The organism is Cyclobacterium sp. 1_MG-2023, from assembly GCF_030546805.1.
Classification (GTDB): Bacteria; Bacteroidota; Bacteroidia; order Cytophagales; family Cyclobacteriaceae; genus Cyclobacterium.
In genome coordinates, this window is the sequence record NZ_JAUOPC010000004.1 from 200,750 (window position 1) to 213,633 (window position 12,884).

General features: G+C 38.9%; 7 protein-coding genes. 1 reads left to right on the plus strand and 6 read right to left on the minus strand.

Features of this window, described 5'->3' with window-relative positions; translation table 11 throughout:
- Positions 1–47: 47 nt before the first annotated feature.
- The 3 genes from Q4534_RS07545 to Q4534_RS07555 form a co-directional block, all read right to left on the minus strand.
- Positions 48–1,070: a zinc-binding alcohol dehydrogenase family protein gene (locus Q4534_RS07545; protein ID WP_303612554.1), complete on the minus strand. Its 1,023-nt coding sequence runs from the start codon at positions 1,068–1,070 to the stop codon at positions 48–50.
- A 125-nt stretch (positions 1,071–1,195) separates the two neighbouring features.
- Positions 1,196–3,166, minus strand: coding sequence for a DUF3857 domain-containing protein (locus tag Q4534_RS07550; RefSeq protein ID WP_303612555.1), 1,971 nt, complete (start codon positions 3,164–3,166; stop codon positions 1,196–1,198).
- Between the two features lie 4 nt (positions 3,167–3,170).
- Positions 3,171–5,000 (minus strand): DUF3857 domain-containing protein, encoded by a 1,830-nt coding sequence (locus Q4534_RS07555; protein WP_303612556.1) that lies wholly within the window; start codon positions 4,998–5,000, stop codon positions 3,171–3,173.
- 334 nt (positions 5,001–5,334) lie between these two features.
- On the opposite strand from Q4534_RS07555, the gene yiaK reads away from it, so the two are divergent.
- Positions 5,335–6,351 carry a 3-dehydro-L-gulonate 2-dehydrogenase gene (gene yiaK / locus Q4534_RS07560; protein WP_303612557.1) on the plus strand — a complete coding sequence of 339 codons (1,017 nt, stop codon included), beginning with the start codon at positions 5,335–5,337 and terminating at the stop codon, positions 6,349–6,351.
- Positions 6,352–6,545: 194 nt separating this feature from the next.
- Here yiaK and Q4534_RS07565 read toward each other — a convergent pair whose 3' ends face one another.
- The 3 genes from Q4534_RS07565 to Q4534_RS07575 all read right to left on the minus strand — a co-directional run bounded on the left by Q4534_RS07565 (position 6,546) and on the right by Q4534_RS07575 (position 12,588).
- On the minus strand, positions 6,546–9,404 hold the full coding sequence (locus Q4534_RS07565; RefSeq protein ID WP_303612558.1) for an alpha-L-rhamnosidase: 2,859 nt from the start codon (positions 9,402–9,404) through the stop codon (positions 6,546–6,548).
- Between the two features lie 123 nt (positions 9,405–9,527).
- Positions 9,528–11,033, minus strand: a complete 1,506-nt coding sequence (locus Q4534_RS07570) for a pyruvate kinase (RefSeq protein ID WP_303612559.1) — start codon at positions 11,031–11,033, stop codon at positions 9,528–9,530.
- Positions 11,034–11,205: 172 nt separating this feature from the next.
- On the minus strand, positions 11,206–12,588 hold the full coding sequence (locus Q4534_RS07575) for a rhodanese-like domain-containing protein (RefSeq protein WP_303612560.1): 1,383 nt from the start codon (positions 12,586–12,588) through the stop codon (positions 11,206–11,208).
- Positions 12,589–12,884: the final 296 nt, after the last annotated feature.

Consider the following 12,884-nt stretch of genomic DNA (forward strand, 5'->3'; position numbering starts at 1 on the left):
AATAAATCAAGTTACAAAAGCCAATGTATAATCGGTGTTAGGAATTTTTAAATGGTAATATTTTGAAAATTAATTAAGGCTTTGATAACCTGATTGTCAGCTTTGGTAAGCTCAGGAAACTTTTCCTTTGTTTGTGTAAACCCAAACTTATTCGTAGTGTAATCCGCTGTAGGGAATTGTTTTTGGGTTAAGGTGCTGATAACCTCCAGAAAATCTTTCTTCGTTGCATTCCTACTGCAAAGTATACTCAATTCTTTGGCATGAATTGAAGGGTGGTGAAAAGCCAATTGATCCTTATACAAGCCAACTAAAATATAACTGCCTCCATGCGCTGCATAAAAAGGGCCTGCCTCCATAGCCGCTTTGTTTCCTGTAGCGTCAAATACAAAGCTGTATTGATTTTTATAGTTTTCTTTGAGTGAAGGTTTCTTTTCTATTTCCAATGCGTTGATGCTATGGCGTGCTTTAAACTTTGTTTTGGCTAAGTTTAATCTCCAGGGATTAATGTCCAAAGCTGTTACCTCTGCACCGGCCAACGCTGCAAAAACCATAATGGCCAATCCTATGGGGCCGCAGCCCATCACCAATACTTTCTCCCCCTTATTAATTCCGGCCCGTTTAACAGCGTGTGCTGCGACAGAAAGGGGCTCAACAATGGCCATTTCATCCCAAGTCAATTGAGGGGTAGGGATAAGAATTGACTCGGGTAAGGCCATGTACTCTTGCATGGCTCCATCGGTGTGAACGCCCAATACTTTCAGGTTTTCGCAGCAATTGGTTTTTCCGGCTTTGCAGGCCCCACATTCACCACAGTTTAAATAAGGGATGACAACCACCGGCTCTCCCTCTTTCATAGAGCTGCCATTGGCAGCTACAACCTTGGCAGCTATTTCATGTCCAAGGATTCTAGGATAGGTGAAAAAGGCTTGATTGCCTGCAAAGGCATGTAAATCGGTGCCACAAACCCCTATTTGTTGTATCCTTACCATAACCTCTCCGGCCTTGGCCTGTGGTTTTTCAGCTTCTTTTGACACAAACTCGCCCGGACGTTCACAACTGATAATTTTCATAGGTATATCGCTAGTAATTTTGGGAATGCAAAAAGTAAAAAATGCAGGAATTAACCAACAATATGCTACTATTTACTTATTGATAATCTTGAATCACTTGATTATAGTAGGGCTGTAAGATTGGTTTATTCAGCGGAATTACTTTCAGGTGACATAGCTTGGTTTTTTACAAAAACCAATGGTTCTTTAAATTTACTGGAAATAATGTCAATGAGGTATTTTAAGTCAGGGTACTCTTGAGGTCCAATGAGTTGATTGGAAACATTGATTACTGAATTTATAATGGCCGTCTCATTGATAATATTGACTTTGTATGAAAAAGACATGGCCCCACTGGGTAAGGTCATGGAGACATCTTCAGGGTAGTCATCTAAAGTATAGCCGGCAGGGATTTCGATTTTAGCCCCATACCTGTCAGTAAATAGGTAACCAAAATCGATTGGAAATGTTCGAGTGGATCTCACAAATGGGTTGGGTTCCCATCTCAATAACTGAAATGGGTTTACATACAAGTTTTGACTTTCGTCTATATCTTTCGTTGTTGTATACTTTATGATGGTATAGTTTGATTTTGGATTCTTTTCAAAGACAAAGACAGGATTAAGATTTTCCTGTTGGTAGGTGATCAACTTTTCCTTTAGTGCAGCACTTGAGCTATTTTCTGCCTTAAATAGGCCTGCATTATATACACCATCAAAGCCCATGGCTTTAACGGCAGTTTCTCTTTTTAAGGATGACTCATCCTCAATAAGAATATTGTCAAAAACGTAATAGCCTGATGAGTGATGGCTTTGGATATCAATTAGTCCACTATTCTCTTCAAGCATAAGAAAACCTTGATTGACTAGAAATTGAGAAGGGAGAAACCCAAAAGGGATGGATGAATCCGTGGCGTCTAAATAATATACTTTATTGGCAATGGAGGCGACTACAATTAATTGATTAAACTGGTCTACAAAAGGGAAAGGTACAAGATTGGACCTTCCATTTCCTTTGCTACTTATTAAAACGGGATAGGCTATAATGCCATGATTTCTAAGATGAGCCAAGAGAGACAAATTTATTTCTGCCCTATTTCCATTTTTACTTTCGATAATTTCCGAAAAATCTTTTGAAGGAGTGATGGCAGATATTCCTGAATAATTGTATTCATTACTAACATGTTCGTAGATGTCCTTGGCAAGCTGTAAAGTGTCTTTTCCCTCACTACCCAGACCTGTAATTTGGCGTGTTTTCTTTTTTGGGGTCAAGTAGGTTTTAAATTCTAAGCGATCTGCAAAGAAGTCTGTTAAATCCTGCCAAGTATCAAAAAGTGATTTAGTTTGATTTAAATCCGTGCCAAAACTATCCAATTCTCTATATTCATAGCCCTCTAGCTGAAAACTTACTTTTTCCAAATAATCTTGGAAATGAGTCATATAAGGTTCCGTAGTGAAGCCTTTTAGACTGTCCAATTCCCATCTAAAATTGCCTTTAGTTTTTGTTTTGAAATCATGGGAAATGGTTTTAATTCCTTGTTTCAAAGACTTGTACCAAATGAAATCCGGAAAGGTGATGTCATAGATTGATTTTAGCGTTGGGATTTCATTTTGAAAAACCCAACCATCAATTGATAGAATGGACTTATCTGCCTTTACATAGGTGAAATCGATAATAGAGCCTACTTGAACTTGTGGAAAGGTAAATCTGATTTCCATCCATCCATTACCCGCATCTACTTCATAAAAATCTGATTTAGATAATTTCTCAATTTGAATTTCTTCATTGACAAAATTTACTGTCTGGGCTTTTATTTTATAAATATCTTGAATACGGTCATCTCCTTTATAGTATTTCAATGTGACATTTGCCTGTTCTTTCCCACTTTCCTTTAAGACTTTTATTCGCCGGTGTATTTTGCTTTCCAATACAACTCCCAAAAACATGTTGTAACTGGCTTCCTGCAAAACTACAGCATCTGCTTCCGGTTCAAATTCCACCTCACTATATATAAATTCAGCATCATTGTATTTACCAAAGCGCATTTCTTGTGAAAATATAAAATTTGGAGAAATGAGTAGTATAAGTAATCCTATTGTAAATTTTGAAAAAGTCATGGTGTTATTGTTTGGTGAAAACTAATTCTCCTTGTATTTTTTTGTTTAATGCTATGAGTAGGTCTCCTTGCTCTTCTTTAGAGAGCCGATCGGTGTCAGTGAATTGTATGTGTTTTTTTATCAATATATTTTCATCATCAATTTTAATCTCCATTTTAAGTTCATAATTGTCCTCAGTGATGGATAGGGATGGGGGGATTGATTCTGCGTTTAAGGAGCGATGCTTCTTAATGTTTACTTCTTCAATGTAAAGTCCGGTTGTGTTTTCCAAGTTAGGTTCCCAAGTGTGCCATGATATAGGAATGAATACTCGTTTACCGGTGCTTTTGTAATACCTTTGAATCATTCCTGAGAAGTTAATTTGAGTTTGAATATCCTGCCATTCAATTTTTTTATCCAAACTTAGGGCATTAATTATTAAGCCATTTCCGCCTATTTGACCATTGAAAAGGTTGGTAATCTCATCCTCCTTTTTGTCATATGTTTTCATGACAGTAGTTTCGGCCGGGAATCCTTTCTGCAACAATGTTCCTTTTATTTCAGCATTCCCATTTTGTTGTAAAAGGATAGAGGAATTAACTACAGTGGTGTTAAAGTCAGGATCAGAATAAGTAGGGGTTTGATCTACTTCACCACCTTCCGGCGTTATGACCAGTACTTTTCGGTTCCTTGTGAATGAACCCAAAAATCCGGCAGGTAAATGGCTTGATGTGCATTCCAACCAATATTTTTTATCACCGGCTCTTACCCTTAAGATGGCATGATTGAATTGATTTGAAGGAAAATCTTCGTCAAAAGTGGCATTTTCCCCTGCTTTTACTAAAGTGTAATCCGAAGAAATACCTACTTCTGATAGCATGGATTGCATAAATAAAGTCAAACCTTTGCAATCCCCATACTTCTTAAAAAGCACCTCTTCACTTTCCATAGGACGCCAACCTCCCAAGCCCAATTGTATACTTACATACCTGTAGTTTTTCTGTAGGTAGGCGTATAGTATTTGAATTTTTTCAATTGAACTATCGGTGTCTTTGACCATTTCCTGAAGCTCTTGTTTGAACCCTTCCGGAAGTTTGGTTCTACCTTGATTTAATTGGTAAAACCACAGACCGAAATTCTTCCATGTGTCCATTCTTGCTTCAAATCCATCCATGCCAAATTTTTCGGGGGCTAAAGATATTTTAGCCAAATCTGTTTCTTCCGTGTCCTCAGGAACAGGAGCGAGGTCATTTATTGTCCAAACTAGCGTTTGTTTGTCACCTAGGGAATTGTCATCGAAAACTCCCTCAAATTGCTGGGTTTTATAACGAATCCCTAGGGATTTCGGATAGTTTACTTCCAAGCGTGCTTGCTCTACTTTTTGATGGTAATAATTTTGTGGCCTCCAGGAAGGGAAATAGAAATTACCTGATTTTCTAAGTTTTAGCTTCATTTCAACCCTTACCGGAAAAGAAGATGACTGCAGGTTGAATTGTTTTAAGGTTAAATCTTGATAAATACTGCCACTTGTTATTAAATCTCTTTCTTGAAGGTCTTTGGCTTTTATTTTCTTTATGGTTTTTTCCTTTATGGGATCTATTACCTTCAGATCAAAATTATCTAAGCTGGTGAATTGATCTATGATAAAGTGATAGGATGCATGTGATAATCCTTTTTTGTCATAGATGGTGGTTACCTGATTGATTTCAATTTCATAGGAGTAGTCCTCTGATAAAGTAATTTTATAATCTTTCTTTATGCTTGAATAGTTGGGGGTAGAAAAGTTTGTTCCATTTAAAACCAGGGGTGTAAATAGAAAAATATAAAAAATAGAAATAGATAAATACCTATACATTATTATATGACTTAAACTAATATAAAAAAAATATCATAATTAAAAAAATGACATTGTAATCCGCGCAAATTATAAAATTGGGGATAAAATAGATAATGAAATGTTAAATTTATTTTTTATAAAGGCAATTGGATTTAGGGGAAAATTAAATAGCTGACTGATTAATCCGTTCATTTTATGGGGGTTAGGTTGAGATTTTTTGAAGGGCCGGTAGGGATGAATTAAGAAATATTTTAATGGCTAATTCTTCCTTGTGGGGAAAATTGGAAAGTGGGTTTTTTCGGCCGGTAAAATTGCTTACTTTATTCAAAAATTATTTATACCCTATACCAATATGGACACTATCAATAGAATCCCATTTGAAATTTTAAAAACCACTTTTGCCAATATCTTAATTCAGCGTGGTTTTGAGGCTCAGAAGGCTAAAATTTGTGCTGAGCTTTTTGCCATGGCGAGTCTTGATGGAGTGGCCTCTCATGGATTGAATCGTTTCCCGGCGTTTTTAGAGCAGGTGGATAAGGGGATGGTAGTTCCGGAAGCAGAGCCCAAACAAGAATTTTCTTTGCCAATCATGGAGCGCTGGAATGGACAATTGGGGGCCGGAATGTACAATGCCTCTCTGGCGATGAAAAAGGCTGTATCCATGGCTACTATAAATGGAATGGGCTGTGTTGCCCTGAGAAATACCAATCATTGGATGCGGGCAGGAAATTATGGATGGCAGGCGGCAGAAGCAGGATGTATCGGTATTTGCTTTACCAATACAATTCCTAACATGCCTGCCTGGGGAGGAAAAGAGCCTAAATTAGGCAACAACCCATTGGTAATAGGCCTTCCTTATAAAAACAAAGCGGTAATTTTAGATACAGCCATGACCCAGTATTCTTATGGTAAAATGGCCATTTATAAAAGATCAGGAGAGCAATTGCCTTATGCAGCAGGTTTTGATGCAAAAGGGAAGCTTAGTAAAAACCCCATTGAAGTTATTGCTGAGAAGCTTCCCTTGCCTATAGGTTTATGGAAAGGAGCAGGATTGTCATTGATGCTTGACCTATTGGCCTCAGGACTTTCCGATGGGCAGACTACACATGAAATTGGTCGGCAGCAAGAGGAATTTGGTGTCTCCCAGTTTTTCTTATGCATTCACCCTGAGGTAATGGGAATCCCTAAAACGAAATTGGATGAAAAAATTGAGCATACTATTGCGGATTTGAAGAAGTCTAAGGTTTTTGATAGAATGGATATTAATTACCCGGGAGAACAGTCTTTTATTAGAAGAGAAGAAAATCTTCGGCTTGGTGTTCCGGTAGATGCCGATATTTGGGAAAAAGTCTGTCGAATGATTGTTTGACTTCCTTTATTCTTTGAAGAGTGAAGAGTGGATTGTTATCCCTTGTCTCTTCGGTATTTCAATTTACAGCCTTTAAAATTAAGCCCGTCCTGTTTAGGCATGAAAGCAGGACGGGCTTAATTTAGCTGATAGGTTTGAAGGTATATGCGCTCAAATGTATCAGCTGTTTATCAATTAATGTTTTAATGAATCTTTTACTTTATGGTGCTTTCGAAACGATAAGTACCTGAACCTAACTTCAGCACTTGTTTACCTTCAAAAAAATGACCCTTCTGCAGGTCTTCGTATAGGTCCAACCTTTGGTCGTCCATGCTTATGTCCAATTCACTTTTGGCCGGTATAAACACCGTGGCTTGGGTGTTTACAGGGATACTTACCTCCATATAGAGTTTTTCTCCCACTTTTTTCCATGAGCTACTGATATTTCCATGGATGGATTGGTGACTGGCTGCAACATAATTGATCTCCTCCTTCGGTATTTCAGGGGCAATTGTAAAGGCTTTGTATGCAGCTTCGTCGGTTTTGATGCCTGCCATATTGTGAAACATCCACTCAAAAACTGAACCGAAAGCATAATGACTAAAGGAATTCATGCCGTTGTTTAGGCTGGCCATTTTATCCGGGTCGTCTTTTACATAGCTGTCCCACCGCTCCCAAATAGTGGTGGCCCCATTTTTTATTTCAAATCCCCAAGAAGGGTATTCTTCGTTGAGTAGAAGTTGATAAGCCAAGTCACTGTGGCCTGTTGCCGACAATGCGGGTAAGAGTTGCTTGGCACCAAGAAACCCGGTGGCTAATTTCCCATCATTTTCATGGATGAGCTGAGCCAGGTGGTTTCCGGCTATTTGTTTTTGTTTGTCATCAAGAAAATCCAAGAAAATTGCATTGGCGTAAGCTGTTTGTGTGTTTCCTGAAAACCCCATCTTTCCATCCACGTATCCGGCTCCATCACCATAAGCTGTAGCATCTGTCTTGAGCCTTAGGTTTTCTTCGTTGAGGTAATGTGCACCAAATGCTGATTTAATTTTTTTTGCCAAGTTTTGATAATGCATGGCTCTTTCCGGTTTGCCAATGGCTGTGGCCATTTCGGACATAAGGTCGGCAGCATGGCCATAATACATGGTGGCCAACATGTCCGGAGGTGTTTTTTTACCTACAGAGAGCCAGTCTCCATATCCCCCTTTGGGATTGAGATCTGCGAAAGAACCCTCCGGATACAAGTAAGCCCCTTTGCTTTTTTTATGATGAAAAGCCATGAATTTCTCCATATTTTCCCAGCCCGATTCAATAATTCTCGTGTCACCATAAGCCTTAAATTGCTCATATGGGTTGATAATACCTGCTTCCATCCATCCCGGAGCATAGGTATCTGTACTCCTCACCGGGGGAGCGGGGGCATAATCAGGATAGGCTCCATATTCCCATTGCGCATCATGAAGATCCTGAATCCATTTGGTGAAAAAAGCAGAGACATCCATATTGATGGCCGCCGTTCCGGCATAGGTTTGGGCATCTCCTGTCCATCCCATTCTTTCATCTCTTTGGGGACAATCTGTAGGGATGTCCACAAAATTGGCACGTTGTGTCCAAACAATGTTTTTGTACAATTGGTTGACCATAGGGTGGTCTGTCTCGAACCGACCAACTCTAGGTGTATTTGAGCCAAGTACTAAACCTGTGATATTTTCCTCTGTAGGCTTGCCAGGAAATCCACTGACTTCTACATACTGAAAGCCATGGTAAGTAAATGCAGGGGTCCATTCCTCTCCCTCAGGATCTCCCTTGAGGATATAGGTATCTGTTGCCCTAGCCATTCGAAGGTTTTCGTCCATCAACCTGCCGTCTGGGTGCAACATTTCCCCAAACTTTAATACTACTTTGTCACCTGCTTTTCCCTTTACTTTTAGTTTAACCAAACCCGCAAAATTTTGCCCCATATTGAAAATATAATTACCATTTTCTTTTTTATGGATTTCAATAGGTTTGATAAGCTCAGTAACTTGAACCGGTTGAGCAGGGTATAATTGTAAATTACGCTTGCCGCCATTTATAATGCTTGCATTTTCCCAGGACTCGTCATTAAAGCTTGTTTGGCTCCAACCTTCAGGGACTTTTCTGGCATCAAAGGTTTCCCCATGAAGAATGTCTGATTCTAAAAGCCCACCGGTAGTAGCTTTCCATTGGGCATTGGTGGCAAAAATGGCTGTTTCTCCATTGCTATAGGTGACTTCTAACTGTGCTTTAAGTGCAGGAGTGTCGCCATAAAAGGCCCTGACGACAGGATTGCCAATCAATAATGCATATCCAATATAGCCACTGTACCAGCCCGGTGAAAGTGTGGCTTGTAGCACATGATCTCCCTGATTCAGCTCTTGTGTCACATCGTAAGCATTGTAATACAGTCTTTTGTTATAATCAGTCCAGCCGGGAGCAAGAAAGTCTTTTCCTACTTTTTTGCCATTGATTTTGTATTCATATAAACCCAGTGAGGTGACATATAAGCGTGCTTTGGCTACTTTATTGGGCAGTTTGATTTTATTCCTTAAAATAGGAGAGGGGGGTAAGAATAATTCTTTGTTTTTATAAGGAATGGGTTGGGTATTGGCTGAAAAATCCTTTCCTATCCACTCACTTTGCCAATCATTTTCATCGAGAAGTCCCATTTCCCAGGTAGCAATATTACTCCACTTACCGGCTTGCCCTTTATTGTCCCAGCTCTGCACTTTCCAGTAACATTTCTGTCGAGATTGGAGGGGTTTCCCTTGATAGACCACCTGAGAAGTAATGTCCCCCATGGTTTTTTTTGAATCCCATAGGTCTGCTTTTCCGGGTTCCAAAAGTTCAACTTTGCTAGCAACTAAAATTCTATAAGCAGTTTGGTATTGATTTCTAATCTCAGAAGTTAAAATCCAGCTTAATCGTGGTTTTTTTTCGTCAATAAAAGGGTTTTCAAGGTATTCACACCTTAAATATTCTGGTGTTAAGTCTGACTCAGCCCTTGCATTGATGCAAAAGATTAAAGAAAGTAAGGTCCAAAAAGTCAATGTCCTCATGGGTTTATTTTATTTTTGTTTGGGACTAAATGTAAATGATTTTTGTTTCAAAGGTATCCTGCACTGTACTGTTTAAGGAATAGTGAATTCCATAAAAAATACCTTTTGGGTCAGGACTTAAAATTACTTTTCCTCGGCTTTTGGTAAGATGTTGTAGATGTTTTTTGATTCAATAAAATCAATGGCAATGCTTAAGGGGCGGAAAATAAACCTTTTTTTGGTTCTGTGTCCGGCTGTTCTTTGCATTATTTCTTTCAATGTTTTCAGGACCCTTATGGTATGGTTTCCTTTGTTGATCATGATGCATTCAGCAAGAGAAGCTTGTACAGCATCAGTGATTTCCGAACGGGTAGGCATGCCGGATTTTTGGAGTTTCTCTAAAACTTGTGTGGCCCAGACCACCGGTACATGGGCTGCTTCACAAATCCATGAAATTTGGTCCTGAATTTCACCCATTCTTCCAAAACCTATTTCTACGGCCAGATCTCCTCTCGCAATCATGATTCCAAATGGTGGTGTTTTCATTGCTTCAAACAATAGAGCCGGTAAATTTTTTACTGATTCCGGGGTTTCTATTTTGAGGATGATGGCAGGCTGTTTTTTTAGTTTTAATTTTTTAAGTTCATTATTTAATTTGGTGATGTCACCGGGCGTTTTTACAAAAGAATAGCCCAATAAATCAGCATGTGCTGTGATAAAAGGAAGACAATCCTTGTCATAGTCGGTAAGGGATGGGATGCTCAAGGGGGAGTCGGGAAAATTGATTCCTTTTTCTGATTTAATTTTCCCTTTTTTGGCGGCTACCCTTTCTAATTTTACTGCTGCTTTGCCTTTCATCGCCCTTGTGACAACACCACTTATTTCGCCATCGTCAATGAAGACGCGATGGCCCTCTTGAAGAGAGGGAATAATACCTTTTTCATTGGGGCTTATGACAATGTCTTCAGCTGAAAAATCTTGTTTACTTTCTGCCAACCAGATTTCGTCCCCTTCTTCAACTTTCACTTTACCTTCTTCCTTACCCTTGGCCAAGAGACTGGTTCTGATCTTTGGCCCTGCAAGGTCAAAATATATTTTGCAGGATAGGCCGGTTTTTTCCTCAGCAGCTCTGACCTGATCTATCATCTTCTGCCAAACCTCCTGATCGTCATGGGCACAATTGATTCGGGCGACTTGCATGCCATTCAATAAAAGCCTTTCTATAAGTTCAGGGTTATCAGCAAAATCTGTAGCAAATGTGACCATTACAGTCGGCATTTTGGCTTGAGCTTGCTTTCCGAATAGTAATTTACTGTTTTGTTCTAGTCGTTTTCGGCTAAATTTATAAGTGCATGGATTAAGTTCCCCTTCTGCATAAGTATGGCCTAAACGTTGCCTTATGGTTTGCACTTGCCTGTGTAGGTGATTCTCTGAATTGGAAAGCGCTGAAAAACCATAAAAATGAAGCTTCTCTTGGAGAGATTTTCTGTCTTTGCTCCTGAAATATAAATACTTAATCAGGTTGGTGGCGGCAACTCTCTGGTCAACAGGTATCTGGTCCAGGTAAACATCAAACTCATGGGTAACCTCAATTAGTGAGGCTTCCAATGCAGCCAGCTCTTGGGCAAGTTCTTGTAGGGTAGTTTTCATTGCTATTGAATGTCTAAATAAATCAAATCATACCAAATTTAAGGCATGATTTGATAGAGGTATCAACTTGCAATTAACCAATTCTTATTTTAAATACAATAAACAAAATAATTCTTCGCTTGCTTAAAAGAACATTTAGTTTGGGGACTGGTTTTGGCCAAAAACCGTTGGTTTAATGCTGCTGCCAGTCCTGCCAGCCGCCGGAATAATTATAGACATTCTCAAAACCATTAGCCTTTAGTAAAGAATAGGCGATGGCAGAGCGGCTGCCTGATAGACAATGAACAATAACCGGCCGTTCTTTACTTACCTGATCAAGGTTTTCATTCAATTTCCCAACATATAGGTTTTCAGCCCCATCAATGTGACCTTTTTTATATTCAGAGGCACCCCTTACATCTATAATTTGTGCATTTTGATTGACAACTTTCTCTTTTACTTCTTCTTTATCAATAGGTGCTTCTTTATTAAATGCTAGGTCACTGGTTTCCTTTAGCTCGGAAGGGCTGATGTAGCCAAATGCATTGTCTAGCCCAATTCTCATCAATTTCCTTGAAAGATCTTCCAATTCATCCTGCTCGGCAATTAATGCAAATGGTTTATCGTAATCCATATACCATCCCATCCAAGTAGGGAAGCTATTGTTGTTTTCAATATTCAAAGTTCTGCTTAAAAAACCTTTTGCAAATGCTTCAGGTGTTCGGGTATCGACGATGGGCATTTCTCCATGTAAAATTTCTTTGAATTCATTTTTGTTCAAATGCCTAATCTCCGGAACTTCCGTAATTAAATTTCGCTCAATTTTATTGAGCTGTTTCATTTTAGCAAAATACTTTGGAGGTTCAGGTTGGTCTTCCAATAATGTTTTGGTGAAGGTGTCTTTATCATCCAATAATTTAAATGCCCAATTTCTAATTTTCTCATACCCTACAGTGGTGGAAGGTACAGCTCCTAAAGATTTTCCACAGGCAGATCCTGCCCCATGTCCGGGCCAAACCTGAATAAAATCCTGAAAATCTTGGAAATGTTGCAATGATTCAAAGAGTTGGCTTGCGCCAATTTCTTGGCTTCCTTTGATGCCTGCAGCTTGTTCCAGCAAGTCGGGCCTCCCTACATCCCCAACAAATATAAAGTCTCCGGTAAAAATCATGACCGGGGCATCGCTTGCTGCTTTGTCTGTCAGGATAAAACTTAGGCTTTCCGGTGTATGACCCGGGGTTGAGACGACTCCAAAATCTAAGTTACCCAATTCAATATGGTCACCATTAAGGGTTTTTTTATGAGGAAATTCATATTGCCAATCTTCATCTCCCATATCAGAAAGGTACATTTCAGCGCCAGTAAGTGAAGCTAACTCGCGAGATCCGGATAAAAAATCGGCATGGATATGAGTTTCTAAAATTTTAGTTATCGTAAAATTGTTTTCTTCAGCAATTTTTAAGTAGGTGTCCACATCTCTTTTAGGGTCTATTACGGCTGCTACTCCGGCAGCCTGACAAGCGATAACATAACTGGCTTGCGCTAAACTTTTATCATAAACACGTTCGAAAAACATAACGATATAGATTTTAATTAACAGCTAATTTTAAATTAAATATGAACCTTCAAATGCCTGATCAATTAATTCAAGTATACTGATGGCTTAAATTCTTTACTGATTGCCACTACTACTCTTAAATTAAAGTGCATGCTTTAATTGGACGAAAATCCATGCCAATTCTCTACATTCAAATGCATTCGTAGATCCATTGTTTCAATTAATTTCAATTTAGTAATTTAATACAAGAAGTTTTGTGACAAGAATTACCTAAGACAAATTTTGATTCTAGCCAAGTAAACCCCTAGCCATTA